Here is a 23,467-nt window from a genome sequence, read left to right as displayed (position 1 = left end):
CCGGCTAGAGCAACCCGCGCGACTTGAGCAGCAGATAGTGATCGGCGAGCCGCGCGGGGAGCTTGTCCGGCGGTGCGTCCACCACGTCGACGCCGAGTCGGCCGACGGCGGTGGCCGTCCGATTCCGCAGGGTGACGGTCCGGGCCGCGGCCGCCGCGTCGTAGACGGTCGCCGGATCCTCCCGGGCCGAGATCATCTCTTCCAGTGCGGGATCCGCAACGGATCCGATGACCACCTTGTAGTGCTGCGCGAGAACCGACAGCGGCGGCAGCAGTGACTCCTCGACGGCGGCCGGCTCCAGCGGGGTCAGCAACACCAGCAGGGCGCGCTGACGGCCGATCTTCGCGACCTCCGCCCCGAGCATCGGCCAATCGGCCTCCAGCAGAGCCGGTTCGAGGTTCGCCATCGCAGAGACCAGGCTGTTGAGCAGCGTCGTCCGGCCCACCCCGACCACTCGTCGGTGAACGCGTCGGTCACCTGCGATGAGGTCGACGCGGTCGCCCGCATGCGACGCCAGCGCGGCGAGCAGTAGAGCAGCGTCCATCGCCGCGTCGAGGCGTGGGACGTCGCCGACGCGACCGGCCGAGGTGCGCGACGTGTCGAGCACGATGACGATGTGACGATCCTTCTCCGGCTGCCAGGTACGCACGACGGTCGAACGGCGTCGTGCTGTCGCCCGCCAGTCGATGCTGCGGACGTCGTCTCCTTCGACGTAGTCCCTCAGCGAGTCGAATTCGGTTCCCTGTCCGCGTATCCGGACCGCGGACCGGCCGTCGAGCTGACGCAGGTGGGCGAGCCGGGAGGGCAGCAGTCGCCGTGAACCGAACGGCGGGAGCGCCCGGACCCGACCGGGTAGCGGCACACCGCGTTGCCGTCCGGCGAGTCCGAGGGGGCCGAGCCGACGAACCGTCATCCGCACCGCGAGCCGGTCGCCACGGCGCGTCGGGGTGAGAGTGGTGGTCACAGTGCGTGCTTCGCCGGGGGGCACGGTGAGCCGATGCTCGTCGTCGGTGGCACCGGCCGACGGCTGCCAGCAGTCGCGCAGGACGCCGCGGAACGTGCTGCTTCCGTTGTTGGTGACCGCGACCGAACACGAGGTGGTCTCGCCGAGCCGGACCGGACCGGGCGCCGACCGTGCCAGGGTCACGGTCTTCGTCGACCCGGCGAGCGCGAGGTCGAGGCACATCAGGAGCACGCAGAACAGGACCCACAGCACCGGGACGGCATAGTTCGGCCATACCAGGATCGGCACTGCGCCGAGCAGCACCAGGATCAGGAACCGGCCGGTGAGGAACATCAGCGCGGGACGGGAACCGAGTTGACGGCGGCGTCGAGGACCGAGCTCACGGACACGCCTTCGAGTTCGGCCTCCGGACGCAGCGACAACCGGTGCGCCAGCGTCGACTGTGCCAGCGCCTGCACGTCATCCGGGGTCACGAAGTCACGTCCGTTGAGCCATGCCCAGGCCCGGCTGGTCCCGAGCAATGCCGTCGCGCCGCGCGGGCTGACGCCGAGGGCCAGGGACGGTGAGAACCGTGTCGCGCGGGCGATGTCGACGATGTAGGCGGCCACCTGCGGGGCGACGCCGACGCAACGGACCTGCTCGATGCCGGCCTCGACGTCGGCGGCTGAGGCGACCGGTCGGAGCCCCGCCGCGGCGAGATTGCGCGGATCGAACCCGGCGGCATGCCGGGTGAGAACGGTGATCTCGTCCTCGCGGGGCGGCAGCGGCAGCGTCACCTTGAGCAGGAAGCGATCGAGCTGGGCCTCCGGCAGCGGGTAGGTCCCCTCGTATTCGACGGGGTTCTGCGTCGCCGCCACCAGGAAGGGGCTGGGCAGCGGACGGCCGACGCCGTCGACGGTCACCTGCCGTTCTTCCATCGCCTCGAGCAACGACGCCTGCGTCTTCGGCGGGGTGCGGTTGATCTCGTCGGCCAGCAGGAGATTGGTGAAGACCGGGCCTTCGCGGAAGGTGAACTGGGAACTGGCGGCGTCGAACACGAGTGAACCGGTCACGTCGCCGGGCATCAGGTCGGGGGTGAACTGGACGCGTTTGGTCTCGACGTCGAGCGCGGCCGCGACCGATCTGACGAGGAGTGTCTTCGCGACACCGGGTACGCCTTCGAGCAGGACGTGCCCGCGGCACAGCAGTGCGATGAGGATGCCTGCGACCGCCTGATCCTGTCCGACAACCGCTTTGGCGACCTCGGCACGTACCGCACCGAGTGCGTCGCGCGCAGTGTTCGACGACGGGGCGGGGCCGCCGTGCGGATTCTGCGGCGGTGCTGCGATCTCGAACGGACCGGGGCCGAAGGTGCGGGATGGATCGACGGTCATGGCGTTTGTCGGACTTCCTTGTCGAGGGCGGTCAGTTCGCTGGTGAAGAGGACGAGGCCGGTGTCGGTGGTGGGGAGCGGTCCGGCGAGCAGGGCCCGCACCCGGGCTAGGTCCCGGCCGGTGACGGACACGACTGTGATGATGATGGCGTGCACCGCGGGGTCGGCGGTTTCCTCATGCGCCACCATCGATTCCCATCCGGGTATGGCCAGTTGGTCGGTGGCCTTCCCGGCGTCGTACGGCAGGCCGAGATACGACGCGAGTGAGGCCAGCGTGTGGATGCGCAGAGCGGCGGCGGACCGGGCATCCGCGCGGGCCTTGTGGTACATCCGACCCCGTGCCTGGGTGGTCTCGATCGCCTTGACGACCGCCGGCAGCGGCTCGGTGACCAGCGCGCCGAACCGGCGACCCCGCCACAGCATGAGGGCCAGAACCGCGAACGCGGCCAGCACGATCAGCGGCCCGATCGCCGCCGGGACGTCGGATTCCTCGTTCTCGGACGGCACCTCGTCGGTGACGAACGGTACGTACCAGAGGATGTCGTCGGCATTGGCGAAGAGCCGGGTCGTCACGCCGGCGTTGTCGCGGAGCGCGAGGTTCTCGTTGAGCAGCATGTCGCCGCTCACGACCACGATCTCCGGACGGCCGGCGGCGGCCGGAAGGTACAGCACATTCGACGCGGCGCCGGTGGTGAAGCACGACGTCGTACCCGGTGCGGAGGTGCTGTAACCGAGCGTGCCGCCCGTGATGGTGTCGTCGGGGGCGATCTCGCCGGTCGTGCAGCGGGCGGGCACCCCGGTCGGGGCGCCGTCGAACTCGAGCCGAACGGGCAGTCCGAGAAGCGACAGCGCGTAGTCCTGCGGCGCGATCAGGATCACCCGGTGCGCCTCGGAGACCCGGTCGAGGAACTGTTGCGCCGTACCCGGGTTGAACGCACCCACCGACGACACGACGACCGTCGTGTTGCTGCCGGGGCGCGGTGCGTCGGTGAACTCGTCCAGGCCGCGAGCCTGTCGGAGGTCGCCGCTATGCTCGTCGACGATCTGAGCCAAGGCGCGGGCGCCCTGGGGTCGGGGGTTGTCGGGGTCGTAACTCACACCCGGCCCGGGCTCCGCCCCGAACACGGTCAGCGCGGATACCCCGAGCAGGCCGATCCCGCCGACCACGACGACGACCAGAACCACCACGAGCACCCAGATCCACCGCGGTGTGCCGCGCTTCGGCGGGGACAGCGCGATCGACGGGGCACGGGTTGTCGTGGTCATCGGGGCACCGCCATTCGACGCGGACCTGAGGTGTCCGCCGCGGCCGGTTGGGCGGACGACACCGCACGCTCCAGATCGAGCACCGCACGCGCCGACCCGGCGGCCGCATGTCGGTCGCCATAGGCGATCGCGTCGAACAGATCAGCGGCGCGGCGCAGTTCGACGCCGTGGTCGGCGAACCGGAGTGCCAGTTCGGCGGCCACCTCGTGCGCGGTGAGAGACGGCTCGTCGGCGAGCAGACCCCGTTCGATGGCGCGGCGGGCGAGGGCACGGACGGCGTGGATCACGCTGCCGTCGTAGTCGCCTGCGGTGTATCGGTCCTCGGCCACGGCCCGGAGTTCCTTCGCCGAGCGCGTACCGGGCAGCACCACTTTGGCCGCGGTGGTGTCGGCCGTTGTCGGGGCCCGCGGGATGCGTCGAACCCGGCGGGTCACGAGCACGGCGAGGCCCACGACCAGAAGGATCGCGAGCACGATGACGATCGCCCGGATCGTGTCCGAACCACCGAACAGGTCGAGGACGTTGTCGGCGATCCATTCCCACACGCCGTCGCTGAACTCGTCCCACCACGACGGTTCCGGCGGCTGGTAGACGTCCTTCGACAGCTCGTCCTCGGCCCAGCGTCGGGCCTGCTCGTTGCCGGGGTCCAGAGGAGCAGCCAGGATCGGGGTCACGGATACCGGCCTTTCCGTGCTGCTGGGACTCGTCGTTTCACGGACTAGACGCCCGAGGAGACTCTTGCGGCGAACGTATCAAAGAACCCTGTGCAGGCACCGGAAACATCCACCGGTCGACGGACGCGCGTGCTACGGTGCGGAACTAGAACACGTTCTAATTTCTGGAGGATTCATGACCGTGGAGCAAGCCGACCTCGCCGACAAGATCGACGCGGCGGTCGACGCCTACGTCGAGCTGCTGAACACCGGGACCGCCGAACAGATCGCCGACCTCTACGCGCCCGACGCGACGGTCGAGGACCCGATCGGCGCCGACATCCGCAACACCCGCGAACAGCTCGTCGAGTTCTACTCGGTGATCACCGGCATGGACGAGCGCACCGCGGCCCTCAAGTGGAAGAAGGTCGCCGGCGACACCGCTGTCTTCGAGTTCACCCTCGTCACCAAGACCTCCGGACTCGCCTTCGAGATCACCCCGGTCGACATCATGGTCTTCAACGCCGACGGCAAGGTGTCGTCGATGCGCGCGGTCTGGCGGCCGGAAGACCTCACGCAGCTCTGACTCCGCTCTGAGCTGCTACCCACGCCCCGTCGGCCGCAGCACGATGTCCTGTGGATGGGCGTCGGCCGGGGTCTCGACGGCGTGCACGACGGCGGCCGCGACCGATTCCGGGCGCAGGAACTGCGAGGCGTCGTAGTCGCGACCCTCGATGGCGACCAGCTCGCGCTGCATGTCGGTGTCGATGCGTCCGGGGTAGACGGATGTGACCCGGAGCGTCGGCTCTTCGGCGCGTAGGGAGTCGGCGAGTGCGCGCAGGCCGAACTTGCTTGCCGCATAGGGCGCCCAGCGCGGCTTGGCCGACCGGCCGGCTCCGGAGTTCACGAAGACGACGTGCCCTTCTGCCTGCCGCAGCGCCGGCAGGAGGAGCCGCGTCAGTTCGGCGACCGCCACGAGGTTCACCTCGAGTACGTGATGCCATTCCTCGACGGGGGTGTCCGAGACGTGTTCGAGACTGCTGCCGACGCCGGCATTGTGGACCAGCACGTCGAGTTCGCTGATGGTCTCCACCGCGGCGGCGACCTCGTCGTAGTCGGTCAGTTCTACGGCGAAGGTGCTCGCGCCGTCGAGCTCCGTGGCGAGGTGGTCGAGTTCGGGTGAGGGACGGCCGCCCAGCAACAGGTCATGCGTGGGGGCCAGCTGTCGGGCGATCTGTGCGCCGAGGCCGCGACTGGCCCCGGTGATCAATGCGGTGGGCACTCTGCCAACCCTACTGCGGCGACCCGGATGCCGAAATCGTCATGCCCACCCTCCGTCGGCCCGGTGACGACGACCGAGGCGAGTGAGGACGCCGCGTATCGAGGCCGCCTCGATGAGCAGACGTGCGCGCCGGGGGGCACAATCGTCGGCGTGGCCAGGTACGGATTCACCCCAACGCAGCTGTCGGCACGTGCCGCTTATCTGCTGCGCGGCAACGACCTGGGCACCATGACCAGTGCGGCGCCCAAGCTGTACCCGCACATGTGGAGCTGGGACGCCGCGTTCGTCACCGTCGGTCTCGCGCCGCTGTCCGTCGAGCGTGCGGTGATCGAGATGGACACCCTGCTGTCGGCCCAGTGGCGCAACGGCATGATCCCGCACATCGTGTTCGCCAACGGCCGTGACGGATACTTTCCCGGCCCGTCCCGCTGGGAGTGCGCACGACTGGCCGAGTGCGCCCCCGACTTCCCGGACACCTCGGGCATCACTCAGCCGCCGGTCCACGCGATCGCGGTGCAGCGCATTCTCGACCACTCCCGACGTCACGGTCGTACGACGCGGGCGGTGGCCAATGAGTTCATCGACCGCCGCTGGAGTTCGCTGGTGCGGTGGCATCGCTGGCTGGCCCACGCCCGGGATCCGATGGGACGCGGCCGGATCACCATCTTCCACGGCTGGGAATCCGGCATGGACAACTCGCCGCGCTGGGACTCCGCGTATGCGAATGTCGTTCCCGGACTAGACCTTCCGCCGTACCAGCGTGCCGATCTCGATCACGTCACCGACCTGTCGATGCGGCCCACCGACCTCGAGTACGACCGGTACATCTGGCTCGTCGAGCAGATGAAGCGTGCGAACTACGACGACGAGTTGTTGCCGAAGGTCATGAGTTTCGCCGTCGAGGACGTCTTCGTCAGCGCGATCTTCGCCGTCGCCTGCGACGTGCTCGCGACGATCGGCGAGGACTATTCCAAGCCGCTGGCCGACGTTCGCGACCTGCGCGCCTGGGCCGACCGGTTCCGTTCCGGCGTGGTCGCCGCGGCCAACGACCGTAACGGTGCCGCAAGGGATTTCGATCTGCGGGCGAACTCCTGGATCACCACCGAGACCATCGCCGCGTTCGCTCCGCTCATCTGCGGCGGGCTCCCCCGTGAGCGGGAACGCGCGCTGCTCCGGCTGTTCGAGGGCCCGCGCTTCTGCGGACATCCCGACCTTCGGTACGCCGTCCCACCGTCGACGTCGCCGATCTCGGCTGACTTCCGACCCCGCGAGTACTGGCGTGGTCCGGTGTGGCCGGTCATGACCTGGCTGTTCAGTTGGGCGTTCGCGCGTCGGGGCTGGACCGAGCGTTCGGCGCGGCTCCGCGAGGAGGGTCTGCGTCAGGCCACCGACGGCTCGTTCGCGGAGTACTACGAGCCCTTCACCGGCGAGCCTCTCGGCAGCATGCAGCAGAGCTGGACCGCGGCGTCGGTGCTGGACTGGCTCGACTGAGAGTGTCGTTCCGACTACCTGGGAGGTAGTGGCTTCCGCGCGTTCGGGGGCGGAGTCTGGGAGTCATCGCAATCCGTCTCAGGAGGTGTCCGATGACCACGGAGAAGACCACTCACCGGAACCGACGACCCCCACTGGGTGCGATGCCTACCGCCTCGACGCCGCGGTGGCTGGTGGCCGTGGCGCGATGCGACCGTGCGCTTTCGTCGTGGTTCATCGGGGCGGGCTTCTTCTTCGCGCCGATCCTGCTGATCCTCGACCCCTGGCCGATCGCGGTCGCCGTCGCCTGGACCGCGATCTCGCTGGCGGGACTGTGGCTCGGACTCCTCGGTGCGTTCATGGCCGCCGGACTCGCGCGCGTGTTGCGCGCCGGCGACGTGATCCCCGACGAGTTCTGGGTCGGGCTGCTCGACTATCGCCGTCAGTAGGCGCTGCGACTCTCGCTCACCCCCTCCGTTCCCGCTCACCCGATAAGTGTGAGCGGGAACGGATTACGTGAGCCGATCTCACGCCGAACCTCCGACGAGGCTCCGCACCGCATGACGTACGCCGCGTAGCACACCATTACAGAGCCGTCACACTCCGGAAACACACCACTTGTTTCATAACAGGGGACGGCGTCCACTACGAAGAGTCATCACGAACCCCCGGGTGGCACGAGGACGCCGACCACGTACCCGACGAGCGCATTCGCGCCCGAGTGAGACATGGAGGAGCATCGTGACGATCGAAAGTGCCAAGGCGTTGGAGTTCCGCGTGACCAGCGATGGTTTCAAGAATCTTCCGAAGATGCCGGAGGCGGAGTACCCGGGCACCGAGGGATTCATCGGTGACGTCTACGAGAACCCGGACGGCAGCCCGATGTGCAGCGGGTACTTCGAACTCCGCCACACCGACGAGCCGCTCTACTACGAATACGAGTACGACGAGATGAAGGTCGTTCTCGAGGGCGAGTTCCTCTTGGAGAACAAGGAAACCGGGCAGAAGACGGTCGCCAAGGCCAAGGACGCGATCTTCTTCCCGAAGGGATCGAAGATCTACTTCAGCACACCGGACTATGCGCTCGCCTTCTACACCGGTCTGCGCGACGCCACTCTCCTCTGATCGCTGACGATGTCGCAGATCACGTACTCCAGCGTGCCGGCGTGGGCACGACCTGGTGACCTGGTCGAGACGACGACCCCCACGCCGACCGGTAGTTCCTACCTGCTGGTCGGTGTCGGGGACGTCGCCGACGCACTGGGCCGCTGGGAAGCCGACCTCCCTCCGCTGGTCACCACTCGAATCCACGGCGACGCCGACACCGCCGCCGACCTGCTCGCCGGAGCGCTCGCCGAGGCCACCGTCGGGGTCCGGGTCTGGATCGTCGCCGACGCCGGTGCGGCACTGCGGTTGCGCGCCGTCGCCGTGAACGCCGGACTCGAGGACGACGAGATCGAAGTCATGACAGCCGATTCCGACGGCCAGGCCGAGGCCGACGTGTTCTGTTCGCACTGCCGGTCGGTCACCCGCGTCCGAGCGGTGATCGATGACGTCATCCCGTGCGCCGGATGTCGTCGCGACCTGCTGGTGTACCACCACGTGTCCCGTCGAACGGGGCAGTACCTGGGCTTCATGGTCGACGCCGAGACCGCCCAACCCCTGTCCACCGGTGAGGAGGTCCAACTGTGAGCATCACCGTCGCAGCAGAACCCGATTCGGCCGGCGCCGCCGCCGAGTCGACGAGCCGCGTCGACCGGATGCCCACGATGCAGCTCGTCGTGACCGCGATCGACTCCACCGTCACCGGCATCCGCAGCATCACGCTCGCCGACCCCGACGGTCGGGCCCTCCCCGGCTTCGTCCCCGGCAGTCACCTGGTGGTCCACGCCGGCTCGAACACCAACGCCTACAGCTTGACCGGCGACGGCACCTATCCCACGAACTACTCGATCTCGGTCCTCGAGGTCGACGACGGCAACGGCGGGTCCCGCTGGCTGCACAACGAACTCGCTGTCGGCGACACGCTGACCGTCGGACTCCCCCGAAGCGCCTTCGCGCCGATCGCCCGCGCCCGCAAACACCTGCTGGTCGCCGGCGGGATCGGGATCACTCCCATGGTGTCCCACCTGCGCGCAGCCGTGCGCTGGGGCCGGGACGTGCAGTTGCTCTATGTCTTCCGTGAGGAAGCCGCGGCCCACCTGGCCGACGTCACGGCGCTCGCCCGGGCTCGCGCCGAACTGTTCACCGACCGTGTCTCGTTCACCGGGCGCCTCGACGAAGCGCTTCGTACCCAGCCGGTCGGCACCCACCTGTACGTCTGCGGACCGTCGTCCATGATCGATTCCGTCGTGGCGGCCGCCGCAGCAGCCGGATGGCCCGACTCCCGAATCCACTTCGAACGCTTCGGCATCGATGCACTCGACGCCGGTGACCCGTTCCGCGTCGAGCTCACCGAATCCGGCCGGAGCATCGATGTCCCGTCGGGGACGAGCATGCTCGCGGCCCTGGAAGAGGCGGGCGTCGAGGTCCCGAATCTGTGCCGTCAGGGCGTGTGCGGCGAATGTCGCATCCCCCTGTCCGGCGGATCACCCATCCACCGCGATCTCTACCTCAGCGCCGAGGAGAAGTCCGCCGGTGACGCCATCATGCCGTGCGTCTCGCGCGCCGCCGGCGGCTGCACCCTGGAGGTTCCCCTGTGACAAGCACACTCGACAACACAACCGCCGAGACCGCGGCCGACCTGGTCGCCGGCTTCCCGTTCCCGTTCCTCGAGGACCGGTACCGCTACAGCACCAACGTCGAACCGGCCGAGCAACCCGTCACGACGCCCGCGGGTCAGTGGGGCACCGCGGTCGTCGACATCGACTCCGAGTACCGCGCCGAACTCGACCAGCGTGCGGTGACGCTCGCCGCCGATCCGACCCGCCACGCCGTACTCCCCCACATGGTGCCCGCCGCGTGGGATGCGATGTTCACCCTCATGCGCGAACTCGACGCCGCGTACCCGGAGCAGATGCAGCTCCGCTCGACCGGACCCGACGAATGGTTGTGGCGCAACGACATCCTCGGCATCGAACAGCACTTCCGCTACGGCGACGCCACCACCCTGCCCGACGAACCACTGCGCTACATCACCTCTCAGGTCCAGGAGGACATCGCGCTCCTCGACCAGCGCAACGACCAGCTCTTCGTCGACGCCGGGGTGGTCACCTTCGCCGCCGACTGGAGCTTCGGCTTCGACGTCGGGATGAGCTTCCTCGAGATCCACGGGCCCGTCCCGCGGGTGCGCAAGGAAGGCGTCATCACCCGGGCGCACGAGTTCCTCAAGCGTCTTCAGCCGCACCAGCCCTACCGGCGGACCAACTGGACACTCACCATCGACCGCCGCCTCGATGTCTCGACCGAGATCTACCCCGAGTGGGGCCCCGACCGCGAGAGCATCCAGCTCGTCGACGACGCCGAGTTCGGACGCCGCGTCCACCTACGCGTGGAGGTGCAACATCTCATCCGGCTCCCGGATTCGGGAGCGGTCATGTTCCTGATCCGCACCTACATGCTGCCTCTGGAGCAGCTGGCCACCGTCGATCCGTGGCGGCGTCGTGCCGCCGAGGTCCTGGCCGAATTGCCCGAGGACATGGCCGATTACAAGGGCATCATCAAGTACCGGGACCGCGCCGCCCAGTGGTTGCGCGACGCCGCGCCCACTCCGCCGGCGCCCACTCCGCCGGCGCCGACCGGCCCGGGCCTGCCGGTCTGGCCGGCCACTCCCCCGGCGGTCGACACCACCGGGGCGGCCTTCCTCGTGGTCGCCGTCGGCGATGACGCCGAGACCGCACACGTGTCACGCAACTGGGTCGCGGCGGCCGAGGCCGTCGGAGCCACCCGGCTGCTCGTGCTCGACACGCTCACCGACGAGCAGGATCGTGCGTCCCTGCACGACGCCCTCGACGAAGCGCTCACCGGCACGCGCATTCTCGTCACCGGCGGCCAGTACGACGTGTTGACCGCGCTGGCCATCGCGCGCGAGGCCGGGGCCGTACCCGCCGAACTGTCCTCCCATGTCGTCCACCTCCGCGACCTGCCGCTCTACTGTGCGCACTGCCGCAACACCTTCCGCGTCGAGGGTCGTGCCGGCGGGACAGCCACCTGTCCCGGTTGCTCCCGCGATCTGGAGATCCACGAACACCATTCACCGACGATGGGCAGCTTCCTGGCATCGGCTGCGGGAGGTGATGCATGACGGCGGCAGCCATCCCCGCACACCTGCACCAGGGCTATGCGACGTCGACACGGCCCATGCGCGTCGTCGCCGTCCGGCAGCTGACCGCGGACATCACGCACTTCCGGTTCGCGCCGCTCGCCGACACCCCGCAGGTCCTGACGCCCTACCAACCGGGCAGCCATCTCATCATCACCGCCGGTGAGCACCGCAACGCCTACTCGCTCGTCGACGACGGCATGTACCCCAACACCTACGGCATCTCGGTTCTACGACGCGGTGCCGGCGGGGGGTCGGACTGGTTGCACGACAACCTCTCCGAGGACGCCGTCGTCGAGGTGGAGGGGCCCCGGTCGATGTTCGCACCCGTCCTCGACCAGCGGGGAGCACTGCTGGTGGCCGGCGGTATCGGCGTCACACCGGTCCTGTCGCACGCACGGGCACTGGCACGCGAGGGGCTTCGCGCAGACATCGTCTACTCCTTCCGACCCGGCAGCGGAGCGCACCTCGACGATCTCCGTGCGCTCGCCGAGCAGCCGAACATCACCCTGCACGAGGTGTCCGGAGTCGAGGCCACGGCGGAACTGATCGCCGACAGGTTCCGGTCGCAGCCGCTGGGGACCCACGCCTACGCGTGCGGACCGGCAGCCCTGCTCGACACCTATCAAGAACTCGCTGCTCAGACCGGATGGCCCACGGCGCGAGTCCATCTCGAGAGATTCGCCGCGCCGGAGCAGGAGCCCGGTGACCCGTTCACCGTGACGCTGTCCTCGACCGGGGACCGGATCGACGTCCCGGCCGGGGTGTCCCTACTCCAACGACTACTCGACAGTGGTGTCGAGGTGCCCAACCTGTGCCGCCAGGGCGTGTGCGGCGAATGCCGAATCCCTGTGCGCGGAGGCATCATCGAGCATCGCGACCTCGTGCTGTCCGACGAGGAGAAGGCGCTCGGTGATGCGATGCTGTGCTGTGTATCCCGGGGGCAGAACATCGAGGTGGACCTGTGACCACAGAAGCGATCCCGACCGAATCCGCAGAACTGTTCCTCAACCAGCCGGTGGATCATCTCGGTAATCTGCCGTGGCCGTTCCCGGACGACCTCGAGGAGTTCTCCTACAGCGTCAACGTCGAACCCGCCCGCATCCCCCGACGCACCCGTGGTGGTGAATGGGGTAGGCATCTGGTCGATCTCGGTGGCGCGGAGTACCCGGAGATGATGGCCGAACGCCGTCGGATTCTCGACAACGACCCCTCACGGGTGCGGGTCCGTGCCGGCATGGAGATCGCGTGCTGGGATCTGCTGCTCTACTACCTGCGCGATCTCAGCATCTCCTACCCCGGCCTCATGCACCTCGACGAACACGGCGACGGTCGGTTTCACTGGCGCAACGAGATCCTCGGCACCGACCAGGGATTCGTGCTCGGCGACCCCGAGTCCCTGCCCTACGGGCCGATGGAGTTCCTGGCGCGGGAGGTGCCCGACGACCTCCTTCTCGTCACCGAACGCGACGGGCACCTGTACTTCGACGCCGGTGTCGTGACCTTTGCGGCGGCGTGGTCGGTGTCCTTCGATGTGGGCATGGACATGTACGAGATCCATGCCCCGGTCCCGCGCATGCTCCGCGAGGGCATCGTCGCCCGCGCCGAGCAGTTCCTGCGCAGGCTACCGGCAGATCAGGTGTACCGCAGGGTGAACTGGACTCTGTCGGCGTCGGATTCGCACAAGCTCGACGTCAGTCTCGAGGAGCTGCCGGCCTGGGCCGCTGACGTCCCGGGCATGGTCGCCGACGGCGATTTCGCCAGGGCACGCCTGCGAATCGAGCTGGAACACTTCGTCCGGTTGCCGATGTCGGGTGCCGTGACGTTCAATATCCGGACATTCATGGCCTCGCTGGAGGACGTGAAACGAATACCCGAGTGGGCCAGTCAGTTGGCGACCGTCATCGAGACACTCGGTGAGGACATCGCCGCCTACAAGGGATTCCTCGACTATCGCGACAGTGTCGTCGCATATCTACGCGGTCAATGACGCCCGTGAGCTGCTGGTGTAAGTAACCCGGACCTCAAGTCTCCGAACCGAAAGATCGCCCATGGAACCGATACTCGCGGCTAACGCCGACCTGGCCTGGATGCTGGCGGCCTTCGTCTTCGTCCTGTTGATGTTCCCCGGCCTCGCCTTCTTCTACGGCGGCATGGTCGGCTCGAAGAACGTCCTGAACATCATGTCGATGGTCATCTCGACCCTCGGCATCACCGCCGTGCTCTACGTCGTCATCGGCTACGGACTCGTGTCCGGGCCGTCGGTGGGCGGGTGGGGCCTCATCGGCAACCCGACCGACTTCATCGGCCTGACAAACTGGCTGACCGACGACGCCTCGGGGGCGACCCAGACGCTGTACTTCGCGGCGTGGTTCATCCTGTTCGCCGCCATCACCATCGCCATCGTGGCCAGCGGTGCCGCCGGCCGTATGAAGTTCTCGTCGTGGCTCGTCTTCGCGCCGATCTGGCTGCTGGTCGTGTACTTCCCCCTCGCCCACTGGGTCTTCGCGGCTGACGTCGACGACGACTACAAAGGCGGCTTCTTGCTGAACAAGCTCCAGATCGTCGACTACGCAGGCGGAACCGCGGTCCACATGAACTCCGGTGTCGCCGCGCTCGCCCTGGCCGTCGTGCTCGGGGCGCGCAAGCGTCGCGTCGAGCGTCCGCACAACGTGCCGATGACCATGCTCGGTGGCGGCATCCTGTTCTTCGGCTGGTTCGGCTTCAACGGCAGCTGCGCGCTCGGCGCGAACTTCCTGGCCCAGTCGGTCATCCTCAACACGCTGCTCGCCGGGTCCGCGGGCATGATCGGCTTCGCGATCATCGAGAAGTGGCGTGAAGGCCATGTCACCTCGCTGGGCATCATCACCGGTGTGGTCGCAGGTCTGGTCGGCATCACCCCGGCAGCCAGCAGTATGGCCCCGCTCGGTGCACTCCTCGTCGGCATCTTCGCCGCCGCGGTCGTCGCCTTCCTGCTGAGCTTCAAGAGCAGGCTGAAGATCGACGAGACGCTCGACGCCTTCGCCGTTCACGGTATCGGCGGCATCGTCGGCACCCTCTGCATCGTCCTGTTCGCGACCGAAGCGGCGCCCGCTGGCGTCCAGGGCGTCCTGTTCGGTGGTCCGGTCGACATCATCTGGCGTGAACTCGCCGGTATCGCGATCACCTGCACCTACTCGTTCGTGATGACCTGGCTCATCGCGAAGGGCCTCGACAAGCTGATCGGGCTGCGCGTCGACGAGGAGACCGAGATGGTCGGCCTCGACACCGTCCTGCACGCCGAGACCGCTTACGAGATCCCCAGCGCGAGTGTGGGTCACCCGGGTGGCGGCCTCGCCTCCCTCTCGCCGGCGGCAGCTGCCGAATCGGTGGAGAGGTCGATGCCCGCCTCGACTCCACCCGCACAGGTCTGACCGCGCGGGGACAGTGAACAACGGCCCGGGGCCCACCGTGAGAACGGTGTGCCCCGGGCCTTTTTCGTCCCGTCACACGAGGCGCCGAAACGACACCGACCGCTCATCGGGCGGAAACAGCGGCGAAACAATCGATCGGTCTACTAACGGTAGACATTGATTCACGCGAGTGGACATCCCGACAAGCAACACCTACAGTCGACCCCGGAGCGCATCATGACCACCACCAACGCAGCCCCCGACACCAGTACCCTCGCCGAGCTGTGTGCGGCGACCGACACCAAGTTCATCCTCGCCATGTTCGTCGACCTTCGCGGAAAGCCGTGCGCCAAGCTGGTTCCGGTCGAGGCGGTCGACGAACTCGCCACGGAGGGAGTAGGTTTCGCCGGCTACGCGGTCGGTGCCATCGGCCAGGAGCCAAAGGACCCCGACCTCATCGCGATCCCCGACGTCAGCTCCTTCCTCCCGATCCCGTTCATCAAGGAAGGCCTCGCCGTCGTCCAGTGCGATCCGCACGTCGAGGGCAAGCCGTGGCCGTTCGCCCCGCGCAACATCCTCAAGACCCTCATCGCACAGACCGCCGACGCTGGCTTCGAGCCCTGGGTGGGGGCCGAGGTCGAGTACTTCCTGCTCAAGCGTGCCGACGACGGTTCGCTCGTCACCGCCGATTCCGCAGACGACTCCGACCAGCCCTGCTACGACGTCCGTGGCCTCACCCGGATGTACGAACACCTCACCGCGGTGTCCACTGCCATGAACCAGTTGGGCTGGAGCAACTACGCCAACGACCACGAGGACGGCAACGGACAGTTCGAGCAGAACTTCAAGTACGCCGACGCGCTCACCACCGCGGACCGGGTCGTCACTCTCCGCTACCTCCTCTCGGCCATGGCCGCGGAGAAGGGCATGATCGCCACCTTCATGCCGAAGCCGTTCGCCGACCGCACCGGCTCCGGACTCCACTTCCACCTCTCGCTCACCAAGGGCGGCGAGCCGGTGTTCCCGCAGGTCAGCGAAGACGATCGCGGACTCGGCCTCTCCGACACCGCCTATGGGTTCATCGGCGGCATCCTCGAGCACGCGCCGGCGCTGCAGGCCGTCATCGCACCGACTGTCAACTCCTACAAGCGAACCGGCGCGACCGCCACCCGTTCGGGAGCGTCCTGGGCGCCGCGCAAGGCCACCTACGGCGGCAACGACCGGACCCACTACATCCGCGTTCCCGACGACCAGCGCGTGGAACTCCGCGGCGGCGACGGATCGGCCAACCCGTACCTGGCCGCGGCCGCGCTGCTCGGTGCCGGCCTCGACGGCATCAAGCGAAGCCTCGACCCCGGCGCCGTCGGCGGTGCACCCAGCCACATCGCCGAACTGCCCCTCACCCTGCTGCACGCGGTCGAGGCCTTCGAGGCCGACGCCGTCGTCGCGGGCGCGCTCGACGCCGCACTCCCCCAGGACTGGCCCGAAGACCAGGGCAAGGTGTCGACCTACTTCTCCAGCCTCAAGCGCGAGGAGTTCTTCAACTGGCACGCCGCGGTCTCCCCGTGGGAAGTCGACCAGTACCTCACCGCCTTCTGACGCGGCCGCACCCGGGGCGCGCGAACCGAACCACATCCAACTCCCCTTCGACGTAAAGGATTCGACAATGTGCGGAATCGTCGGATTGCATCTGCGTAATCCCGATCTTCATCCCCGACTCGGCGCCATGCTCGCCGAGATGCTCGGCGAGATGCAGGATCGCGGCGCGGACTCAGCCGGTATCGCGGTCTACGGCAACCCCGAGTGGGCGCCGCCCGGCCACGGCTGCGTCTCGCTGCTCGAACTCGACGTCCTGCCCGACGAGGTCTCGTCGACCCTCGGTGCAGCACTCGGCGTATCCGTCGCCGCCCAGCTCGTCGACGCCACTCTGGTCGCGTCGGCCCCGGTCGGTGCCGAAGAACTTCTCGGCGCGGCCCGTGCCGCCTACCCGGACGCGCTCGTCGCCGGCTTCGGCTCGGATCTCACCGTCCTCAAGGGTGTCGGCGCGCCGCGTGACCTCACCGAATCCTGGGGGCTGGCAAACGCTTCCGGCTGGCAGGGCGTCGGCCACACCCGTATGGCCACGGAGTCGGCCGTGACCCCGTCGGGCGCACATCCGTACGCCGTCGGCCCGGAGCAGTGTCTCGTGCACAACGGCTCCTTCGCCAACCACGCCACCATCCGGCGCGAATTACGCGCCGAGGGAGTGGAATTCGACAGCGAGAACGACACCGAGGTCGGCGCACGCTTCGTCGCCCACCAGCTCGCCGCCGGCAGGGACGTCGAGACCGCGCTCAAAGAGGTGTGCGCCACCTTCGACGGCTTCTACACCCTGGTGGTCTCCAACCGGGACTCCTTCGCCGTCGTCCGTGATGCCATCGCCTGCAAGCCCGCCGTGATCGCCGAGACCGACGACTGGGTCGCGATCGCCAGTGAGTACCGCGCCCTCGCCAAGCTGCCCGGCGTCGAAAACGCCCGCATCTGGGAGCCCGAGCCGGAGGTGGTCTACGCATGGACGCGGTGACTCTCGAACAACCGGGGACACTCGGACAACCCGAGGCCCTCGGCCACTCCACCTACTCCCCCACCGGCACAGCGAAAGCGGAGACGATGAGCCCCAATCACCACTTCGACCTCGCGAACACCCCACTGCGAGAGATCAACTCGGCGCTACACGGCGAGATCTCCGGTGAGATCGTGATCGACAACCCGGCCGGCGCCCACAGCGTCGCGGCGGGCGTGAACGCCCCCGTCAAGATCACCGTCAACGGTCACGTCGGCTACTACGCCGCCGGCATGAACCAGCAGGCCGAGGTCACCATCAACGGCAACGCCGGCACCGGTGTCGCCGAGAACATGATGAGCGGCAGCGTCATCGTGAAGGGCAACGCCTCGCAGTCGGCGGGTGCCACCGCGCACGGCGGGCTCCTCGTCGTCGAGGGCGACGCGGCCGCGCGCTGCGGGATCTCGATGAAGGGCGTCGACATCGTGATCGGCGGCAACGTCGGACACAACAGCGCGTTCATGGCGCAGGCCGGCCGCCTGGTCATCCGCGGCAACGCCGGCGACGGACTCGGCGACTCCATCTACGAGACCCGCATCTACGTCCGCGGCGAGGTCGCCTCCCTCGGTGCCGACTGCATCGCCAAGCCGATGCGCGAGGAGCACCTCGAGGAGCTCACCGGCCTGCTCAAGGCCGCCGGCTACGGCGACGACGACCTGACCGCCTACACCCGCTACGGATCGGCCCGCGAGCTCTACCACTTCAAGGTGGACAACGCCTCCGCCTACTGAGCCACCCGTCGCTCTCCGGGTGCGAGCCCTTGCTCCCTGAGGTGCGAGGAGCGATAGCGAAGCCTCCCCTCGCTCCCTGAGGTGTGAGGAGCGATAGCGACGAGCCACGAAGGGCCGCAACCCCTCGCGCCCCTGACCGAAAGAGACATCACCATGACCGAGAACCTCAGCGTCGAGCAGCGCGGACTCCGTGAATCCGCCACCTACGACCGCACCACCATCGCCGCCATCCAGCGGGCGGCCGAGACCGGTATCTACGACATCCGCGGCTGGGGCGCCAAGCGCAAGCTGCCGCACTTCGACGACCTGCTCTTCCTGGGTGCCTCGATGTCGCGTTACCCGCTCGAGGGTTACCGCGAACGCTGCGACACCGACGTCGTCCTGGGTGGCCGCAACGCGAAGTACCCGCTGCATCTGTCGACCCCGGTCACGATCGCGGGCATGAGTTTCGGCGCGCTGTCGGCCGGCGCCAAGGAGGCACTGGGTCGAGGGGCGTCGGAGGTCGGCACGTCGACCACCACCGGCGACGGCGGTATGACCCCGGAGGAACGCGGTCAGTCCAAGCACCTCGTCTACCAGTACCTGCCCTCGCGCTACGGCATGAACCCCGAAGATCTGCGCAAGGCCGACGCGATCGAGGTGGTCCTCGGTCAGGGCGCCAAGCCGGGCGGCGGCGGAATGCTGCTGGGGCAGAAGATCTCCGAGCGCGTAGCGGGTATGCGCACGCTGCCCCAGGGCATCGACCAGCGCAGTGCGTGCCGGCATCCGGACTGGACCGGTCCCGATGACCTCGCCATCAAGATCAACGAACTGCGCGAGATCACCGACTGGGAGAAGCCGATCTACGTCAAGGTCGGCGCCAGCCGCACCTACTACGACGTGAAGCTGGCCGTTCACTCCGGCGCCGACGTCGTGGTGGTCGACGGCATGCAGGGCGGCACCGCGGCCACCCAGGAGGTGTTCATCGAGCACGTCGGCATCCCGACGCTGGCCGCCATCCCGCAGGCCGTGCAGGCGCTGCAGGAACTCGGAGTTCACCGCCGGGCGGGAGTAGGGGCGGGCCGTGACGCAGTCCAGCTGATCGTCTCGGGCGGCATCCGCAACGGTGCCGATGTCGCCAAGGCGATGGCGCTCGGTGCAGACGCGGTGGCCATCGGCACCGCCGCTCTGATCGCGTTGGGCGACAACGATCCCCGCTACGCCAAGGAGTACGAGGCGTTGGGTTCGGCGGCCGGTTACTACGACGACTTCCAGGACGGACGCGACCCGGCCGGCATCAGCACGCAGGATCCGGAGCTCGCAGCGCGCTTCGACCCGGTGCTCGGGGGCAAGCGTCTCGCCAACTTCCTGCGGGTCATGACGATGGAGGCCCAGACCATCGCCCGTGCCTGCGGCAAGGCGCATCTCCAGCATCTCGAGCCCGAGGACCTCGTCGCCATCACGATCGAGGCCGCGGCGATGGCGCGGGTCCCGATGGCCGGCACCAACTGGATTCCGGGGAGTGGGCTGTGAGCGAGCAGGATTCGACCGCATCGGTCGTCATCATCGGCGGCGGACTCGAAGGCGCCGCAACCGCGTGGGCACTCGGTCAGCGCGGCATCACCGATGTGGTGGTGTGCGAACGGGACACCGTGGGCGGCGGGATGACCGGCAAGTCGTCGGGCATCGTCCGCTGCCACTACGGCGTCAGTTCGCTCGCCGCGATGGCGGCGGTGGGCCTCGAGGTCTTCGAGAAGGCCGAGGAGATCTTCGGTACCGACATCGGCTTCCGACAAACCGGCTATGTCGTCGGCGTCGGCGAGGCGAACGTCGAGAGCCTGCGCAAAAGCCTTGCAGCACAGCGTGAGGTCGGCGTCCAGACCGAGGAGATCGACGCCGCCGAGGTCGCGAAGATGTGGTCGGCAGCCGATCTCGAGCCGTTCGCGGCCTTCGGCTGGGAGGAGCGCGGCGGGTACGGCGACGCCTACCAGACCGCTCAGGCCTTCGCCGCCGCCGCACGTGCCACCGGCATCAGGATCCGGCAGGGCACGACGGTCACCGAGCTCATCGTGGACGGGGACCGGGTCACCGGCGTCCGCCTGCGCGACGGGTCGACGATCTCCGCCGACACCGTCGTCGTCGCGACCGGTGTGTGGTCCAAGCCGCTCCTCGCGCCGCACGGCATCGACGTCCCGATCTCGGTGCATCGTGAACAGATCGTGATGATCCACCCGGGTGAGGATCTCGGCGAGGTTCCGGTGTTCTCCGACCTCGTCTCACTCCAGTACGTGCGACCGGACGTACGCGGCGAGATCTTGTTCGGCAACAGCGATCTCCAGGAACTCCAGATCGCCGACCCGGACAGCTACAGCAACCGGGTCGACAGCGACTTCGTCGACCTGACCGTCGACAAGGTCGGCACCCGGTTTCCCGGCTTCACCGAACCGGCGATCACCAGCAGCTATGCCGGTTGCTACGACGTGACACCGGACTGGAATCCGATCATCTCGCGAGGACCGCTCGACGGCCTGGTGCTTGCGGTCGGTTTCAGTGGTCACGGGTTCAAGATCTCGCCGGCGGTGGGGCGGCTCGTCGCCGATCTGGTGGTCGACGGACGCAGCTCGGACCACCGGATCCCCGAGTCGGACTTCCGTTTCTCCCGGTTCGCGGAGGGAGACCCGCTGAAGACGAGGTTCCCCTACGTGGGAGCAGGGGAGATGCGCTGAGCGTTCCGGAGCGGTGGGCGGGGGCAACCCGACGAGAGGACGCGGGAACATGTGTCAACTGACAGTGAACGAGCTGGCTCACTATGCTGGCGAGGTGACCGACGACCCTTTGATCCGGAACCAGTCTGGCATCGCACGGGAACGCCCCGTCGACCAGTCGGTCGAAGAACTCGAGCTCGAGACCGCGATCGCGCACAACGTGCGTCGGCTGCGTCGTCAGCAGGGACTGTCGGTGGGCGACATGGCGACCCGCGTCGGGATCTCCAAGGCGATGCTGTCGAAGATCGAGAACGCGCAGACCTCCTGCAGTCTCAGCACTCTGGCCCGCCTGGCCAACGGCTTCGACGTCTCGGTCACGTCGTTGTTCCGCGGTGCGGAGATGGAGCGGTCGGCCGTCTTCGTGAAGGCGGGGGAGGGCAACGAGATCGTCCGTGAGGGTTCGCGTGAGGGCCACGAGTACGAGTTGCTCGGATCGCTTCGCGGAGAACACAAACGGCTCGAATGTCTGCTCGTGACGCTGACCGAGAAGTCGGTGACCCAGCCGCTGTTCCAGCACGCTGGTACCGAATTCCTGTATGTCCTCGAGGGCGTGATGGACTACGCGCACAGCCGTTCGGTGTACCGGATGCATCCCGGCGACGCGTTGCAGCTCGACGGAGAAGGCGCGCACGGGCCGGTCGAACTCGTCGAACTGCCCGTGCGCTTCCTGTCCGTCATCGCGTTCCCGGATTCAGCCGTCTGAGGCCACCCCGGCGGAGAGATCGAAACGTAGGAGATCGAAGTCGTAGCGGGAGGTCGGGACCACGTCGAGGTGTCGGTCCGCACCGAAACGTGCGACGCTGGTGAGCATCCGGGTCATTCGACGTTCCAGTTCGGCCTGGTCGCCGTTGCTGCCGTAGAAGGCGTGGATGTCGGAGACAGCCGCCATGGGGAACAGCTCCTCGACGATCGCGTCGACGGGCGGCGGGTCGTCGGTGAGTGGACGCTCGACGATGTTCTGGACGTAGCCGAACGTGGCCTGGGTGTCGATCGCAACCCGGGTGTGGTCCTCGAGCCAGCGACGCAACCATTCGTCGCGGTCCAGCTCGACGGGGCGTCGTAGGAAAGCGATGTTCGACAGCGCGTCGATGCGCGTTCCGTCGGCAGGGAGCTCCGGGTCGAGGGGAGCGCGGGCGGTGACCTCCCACGCCGCCGGGCGCCCCTCGACGCTCTGGATCACCGCGGGAAGGACGGCGTCGACATCCTCGGCCCAGTACGTCACCACCGCGTCGATCGGCGGATCGAGCTCGTCGATCCGCATCGCGCCGGAGACCCGGTCGTCGGCGATGTTGAGCTGGACGCGCACGGCACCGGCTGCTGCACATCGTGTGACCAGACCGTCGGCACCGTCGCGCGTCAGCCCGCCGTCGCGCACCGCCACGATCACCTTCGAATACGTCATCAGGCGGACGGTACCGGGACGAACCGGTGTTCGGGTCAGAACTCCTCGACGCCGACCAGCGCGGCGGTGTCGTCGATCTCGTCGTCGTCGGTTGCCTTGATGAGGGCGACGGCGCCCAGCGCGGCGACGCAGTAGGCGGTCGCGAACCACCAGGGCGCGGCGTCGGAACCGAACCACTTGGCGAGGTACGCCACGAGCACCGCGGCGATCGCGGCCCCCATCCACCGCAGGAAGCTGAAGCCCGCGCTGGACACCGAGCGCGGGGTGCCCGTCCCGCCGGAGGACATGGCAAGGTCGGTGAAGAGGGTGTTCAGTACACCCGACGGCAGGCCGGAGAGGACGACGGCGAGCCCGATGAGCCACACCTGATCGCTGACCGTGCCGATGCCGGCCAGCACCATGATCGAACCGTAGGCGAAGATCGCCACCAGCACACCGGCCTTCTCACCCAGGGCCTTCGCCAGCGCGGGTGCCACGAAGACACCCGCCAGCGCGGTGAGCAGACCCCACCCGAAGAAGATGAGACCGGCGTGGATCGGGCGGAGCCCCATCGCGATCGGCGCCCACGCGATGACGGTGAACAGTGCACCGGTGTAGAAGGCGGAACCGATGCCCGAGATCGTCAGGGCGCGATTGCGGAGGGCCTTCAGCGGATCGACGATCCGCACCCGGTCACGGGTGATGCGAGGTGAGTCGGCGGGGAGCATGACCGCGCACAGGATGGCACCGAAGAGCATGAGCAGTGCGGTTCCGCCGAACGGCGCGCGCCAGGTCCATTCGCCGAGTGTCGCCCCGAGCAACGGTCCGACCGCCAGACCGAGGCCGAGTGCGGCCTCGTACATCATGATCGCGCCCTGTCGGCCGCCCACGGCGGACGAGACGATGAATGCCAGTGCGGTCGCGAGGAACAGTGCGTTGCCGAGACCCCAGAGCACACGGAGGGCGATCAGTTGGTCGATGTCACCGGCGAAGGCGGACAGACCGGCGGCGACGACGATTAGCGAGAGTCCCACCGTGAGCGTGCGCTTGGGGCCGAAACGGTATGCGGCCCACCCGGTCAGGAGCATCGCCAGGCACTGCACACCCACATACACGCCGAACAGCAGGGTGACCTTTTCGGCCGGCGCCTCGAGCGCTTCGGCGATGCTGTGCAGGATCGGGTCCACGAGGCCGATGCCCATGAAGGCGATCGTGGCGGCGAAGGCGGTGATCCACACGGTACGGGGTTGCTCGCGGAACGTGGTGAGCAGTGACTTCTCCGATGTGGCGGTCCCGGTGGTCGGCGTGTTCTCGGTGACTGTCATGGGGTCCTTCTCGATCGCTGGCTG

23 protein-coding genes are annotated in these 23,467 nt (G+C 68.0%); 16 read left to right on the top strand and 7 right to left on the bottom strand.

Annotation, left to right across the window (positions count from 1 at the left end; translation table 11 throughout):
* Positions 1-4: 4 nt before the first annotated feature.
* The 4 genes from GOALK_RS22355 to GOALK_RS22340 are packed head-to-tail and all read right to left on the bottom strand — an operon-like array spanning position 5 to position 4,276.
* Positions 5-1,297 (bottom strand): DUF58 domain-containing protein, encoded by a 1,293-nt coding sequence (locus GOALK_RS22355; RefSeq protein WP_006361127.1) that lies wholly within the window; start codon positions 1,295-1,297, stop codon positions 5-7.
* Complete coding sequence (locus GOALK_RS22350; protein ID WP_006361126.1) at positions 1,297-2,337, bottom strand: AAA family ATPase; 1,041 nt, start codon at positions 2,335-2,337, stop codon at positions 1,297-1,299. Before GOALK_RS22350 ends, GOALK_RS22355 begins: the two co-directional genes overlap by 1 nt.
* Positions 2,334-3,602, bottom strand: a complete 1,269-nt coding sequence (locus tag GOALK_RS22345) for a DUF4350 domain-containing protein (protein WP_006361125.1) — start codon at positions 3,600-3,602, stop codon at positions 2,334-2,336. Before GOALK_RS22345 ends, GOALK_RS22350 begins: the two co-directional genes overlap by 4 nt.
* Entirely contained in the window at positions 3,599-4,276 is a 678-nt protein-coding gene (locus GOALK_RS22340) for a DUF4129 domain-containing protein (protein WP_006361124.1), read from the bottom strand. Before GOALK_RS22340 ends, GOALK_RS22345 begins: the two co-directional genes overlap by 4 nt.
* Before the next feature lie 175 nt (positions 4,277-4,451).
* Here GOALK_RS22340 and GOALK_RS22335 point away from each other — a divergent pair, with 175 nt between their 5' ends.
* On the top strand, positions 4,452-4,841 hold the full coding sequence (locus GOALK_RS22335; RefSeq protein ID WP_006361123.1) for a nuclear transport factor 2 family protein: 390 nt from the start codon (positions 4,452-4,454) through the stop codon (positions 4,839-4,841).
* 15 nt (positions 4,842-4,856) lie between these two features.
* Here the strand turns inward: GOALK_RS22335 and GOALK_RS22330 are convergent, their stop codons facing one another.
* On the bottom strand, positions 4,857-5,537 hold the full coding sequence (locus GOALK_RS22330; protein ID WP_006361122.1) for an SDR family oxidoreductase: 681 nt from the start codon (positions 5,535-5,537) through the stop codon (positions 4,857-4,859).
* 150 nt (positions 5,538-5,687) lie between these two features.
* Between GOALK_RS22330 and ggh the strand changes: the two genes are divergently transcribed.
* From ggh to GOALK_RS22255, 15 genes are all read left to right on the top strand, one after another.
* Positions 5,688-7,028 (top strand): glucosylglycerate hydrolase, encoded by a 1,341-nt coding sequence (gene ggh, locus GOALK_RS22325; protein ID WP_006361121.1) that lies wholly within the window; start codon positions 5,688-5,690, stop codon positions 7,026-7,028.
* Between the two features lie 92 nt (positions 7,029-7,120).
* Positions 7,121-7,456 (top strand): hypothetical protein, encoded by a 336-nt coding sequence (locus GOALK_RS22320; RefSeq protein WP_006361120.1) that lies wholly within the window; start codon positions 7,121-7,123, stop codon positions 7,454-7,456.
* 292 nt (positions 7,457-7,748) lie between these two features.
* Complete coding sequence (locus GOALK_RS22315; RefSeq protein ID WP_006361119.1) at positions 7,749-8,132, top strand: cupin domain-containing protein; 384 nt, start codon at positions 7,749-7,751, stop codon at positions 8,130-8,132.
* 9 nt (positions 8,133-8,141) lie between these two features.
* A complete protein-coding gene (locus tag GOALK_RS22310; RefSeq protein ID WP_006361118.1) occupies positions 8,142-8,699 on the top strand; it encodes a dimethylamine monooxygenase subunit DmmA family protein in 558 nt (185 codons plus the stop codon).
* Positions 8,696-9,709 carry a PDR/VanB family oxidoreductase gene (locus GOALK_RS22305; RefSeq protein WP_006361117.1) on the top strand — a complete coding sequence of 338 codons (1,014 nt, stop codon included), beginning with the start codon at positions 8,696-8,698 and terminating at the stop codon, positions 9,707-9,709. Before GOALK_RS22310 ends, GOALK_RS22305 begins: the two co-directional genes overlap by 4 nt.
* Positions 9,706-11,250, top strand: coding sequence for a heme-dependent oxidative N-demethylase family protein (locus GOALK_RS22300; RefSeq protein WP_006361116.1), 1,545 nt, complete (start codon positions 9,706-9,708; stop codon positions 11,248-11,250). Before GOALK_RS22305 ends, GOALK_RS22300 begins: the two co-directional genes overlap by 4 nt.
* Entirely contained in the window at positions 11,247-12,236 is a 990-nt protein-coding gene (locus GOALK_RS22295) for a PDR/VanB family oxidoreductase (RefSeq protein ID WP_006361115.1), read from the top strand. Before GOALK_RS22300 ends, GOALK_RS22295 begins: the two co-directional genes overlap by 4 nt.
* A complete protein-coding gene (locus GOALK_RS22290; RefSeq protein ID WP_006361114.1) occupies positions 12,233-13,258 on the top strand; it encodes a heme-dependent oxidative N-demethylase family protein in 1,026 nt (341 codons plus the stop codon). The genes GOALK_RS22295 and GOALK_RS22290 overlap by 4 nt, the downstream gene beginning before the upstream one ends.
* 61 nt (positions 13,259-13,319) lie before the next feature.
* Positions 13,320-14,681: an ammonium transporter gene (locus GOALK_RS22285; protein WP_006361113.1), complete on the top strand. Its 1,362-nt coding sequence runs from the start codon at positions 13,320-13,322 to the stop codon at positions 14,679-14,681.
* Positions 14,682-14,897: 216 nt separating this feature from the next.
* The gene (gene glnT / locus GOALK_RS22280) at positions 14,898-16,259 is read left to right on the top strand and encodes a type III glutamate--ammonia ligase (protein ID WP_035753939.1); all 1,362 of its coding nucleotides are present in this window, start codon (positions 14,898-14,900) and stop codon (positions 16,257-16,259) included.
* A gap of 67 nt (positions 16,260-16,326) precedes the next feature.
* Positions 16,327-17,223, top strand: coding sequence for a class II glutamine amidotransferase domain-containing protein (locus GOALK_RS22275; RefSeq protein WP_006361111.1), 897 nt, complete (start codon positions 16,327-16,329; stop codon positions 17,221-17,223).
* Positions 17,211-17,993 carry a GltB/FmdC/FwdC-like GXGXG domain-containing protein gene (locus GOALK_RS22270; protein ID WP_006361110.1) on the top strand — a complete coding sequence of 261 codons (783 nt, stop codon included), beginning with the start codon at positions 17,211-17,213 and terminating at the stop codon, positions 17,991-17,993. Before GOALK_RS22275 ends, GOALK_RS22270 begins: the two co-directional genes overlap by 13 nt.
* Before the next feature lie 153 nt (positions 17,994-18,146).
* Complete coding sequence (locus tag GOALK_RS22265) at positions 18,147-19,505, top strand: FMN-binding glutamate synthase family protein (RefSeq protein WP_006361109.1); 1,359 nt, start codon at positions 18,147-18,149, stop codon at positions 19,503-19,505.
* Positions 19,502-20,698, top strand: coding sequence for an NAD(P)/FAD-dependent oxidoreductase (locus tag GOALK_RS22260; protein ID WP_006361108.1), 1,197 nt, complete (start codon positions 19,502-19,504; stop codon positions 20,696-20,698). Before GOALK_RS22265 ends, GOALK_RS22260 begins: the two co-directional genes overlap by 4 nt.
* Before the next feature lie 49 nt (positions 20,699-20,747).
* Positions 20,748-21,440: a helix-turn-helix domain-containing protein gene (locus GOALK_RS22255; RefSeq protein WP_006361107.1), complete on the top strand. Its 693-nt coding sequence runs from the start codon at positions 20,748-20,750 to the stop codon at positions 21,438-21,440.
* On the opposite strand, the gene GOALK_RS22250 is transcribed toward GOALK_RS22255, so the two are convergent.
* On the bottom strand, positions 21,429-22,139 hold the full coding sequence (locus GOALK_RS22250; protein WP_035753941.1) for an EthD domain-containing protein: 711 nt from the start codon (positions 22,137-22,139) through the stop codon (positions 21,429-21,431). The two genes, GOALK_RS22255 and GOALK_RS22250, sit on opposite strands and share 12 nt — an antisense overlap.
* Before the next feature lie 35 nt (positions 22,140-22,174).
* Positions 22,175-23,443, bottom strand: a complete 1,269-nt coding sequence (locus tag GOALK_RS22245; protein WP_006361105.1) for an MFS transporter — start codon at positions 23,441-23,443, stop codon at positions 22,175-22,177.
* Positions 23,444-23,467 lie beyond the last annotated feature (24 nt).

Origin of the sequence: Gordonia alkanivorans NBRC 16433 (assembly GCF_000225505.1) — a bacterium.
Lineage (GTDB): Bacteria > Actinomycetota > Actinomycetes > Mycobacteriales > Mycobacteriaceae > Gordonia > Gordonia alkanivorans.
Note: the sequence above shows the minus strand (reverse complement) of the source record. Positions and strands in the feature narration are given on the sequence as shown.

Coding starts and splice junctions, on each gene's coding strand:
- GOALK_RS22355 (WP_006361127.1), bottom strand. CDS start 1,297: ATGTTCCTCACCGGCCGGTTCCTGATCCTGGTGCTGCTCGGCGCAGTG.
- GOALK_RS22350 (WP_006361126.1), bottom strand. CDS start 2,337: ATGACCGTCGATCCATCCCGCACCTTCGGCCCCGGTCCGTTCGAGATC.
- GOALK_RS22345 (WP_006361125.1), bottom strand. CDS start 3,602: ATGACCACGACAACCCGTGCCCCGTCGATCGCGCTGTCCCCGCCGAAG.
- GOALK_RS22335 (WP_006361123.1), top strand. CDS start 4,452: ATGACCGTGGAGCAAGCCGACCTCGCCGACAAGATCGACGCGGCGGTC.
- GOALK_RS22320 (WP_006361120.1), top strand. CDS start 7,121: ATGACCACGGAGAAGACCACTCACCGGAACCGACGACCCCCACTGGGT.
- GOALK_RS22310 (WP_006361118.1), top strand. CDS start 8,142: ATGTCGCAGATCACGTACTCCAGCGTGCCGGCGTGGGCACGACCTGGT.
- GOALK_RS22295 (WP_006361115.1), top strand. CDS start 11,247: ATGACGGCGGCAGCCATCCCCGCACACCTGCACCAGGGCTATGCGACG.
- GOALK_RS22285 (WP_006361113.1), top strand. CDS start 13,320: ATGGAACCGATACTCGCGGCTAACGCCGACCTGGCCTGGATGCTGGCG.
- glnT (WP_035753939.1), top strand. CDS start 14,898: ATGACCACCACCAACGCAGCCCCCGACACCAGTACCCTCGCCGAGCTG.
- GOALK_RS22275 (WP_006361111.1), top strand. CDS start 16,327: ATGTGCGGAATCGTCGGATTGCATCTGCGTAATCCCGATCTTCATCCC.
- GOALK_RS22270 (WP_006361110.1), top strand. CDS start 17,211: ATGGACGCGGTGACTCTCGAACAACCGGGGACACTCGGACAACCCGAG.
- GOALK_RS22265 (WP_006361109.1), top strand. CDS start 18,147: ATGACCGAGAACCTCAGCGTCGAGCAGCGCGGACTCCGTGAATCCGCC.
- GOALK_RS22255 (WP_006361107.1), top strand. CDS start 20,748: ATGTGTCAACTGACAGTGAACGAGCTGGCTCACTATGCTGGCGAGGTG.
- GOALK_RS22250 (WP_035753941.1), bottom strand. CDS start 22,139: ATGACGTATTCGAAGGTGATCGTGGCGGTGCGCGACGGCGGGCTGACG.
- GOALK_RS22245 (WP_006361105.1), bottom strand. CDS start 23,443: ATGACAGTCACCGAGAACACGCCGACCACCGGGACCGCCACATCGGAG.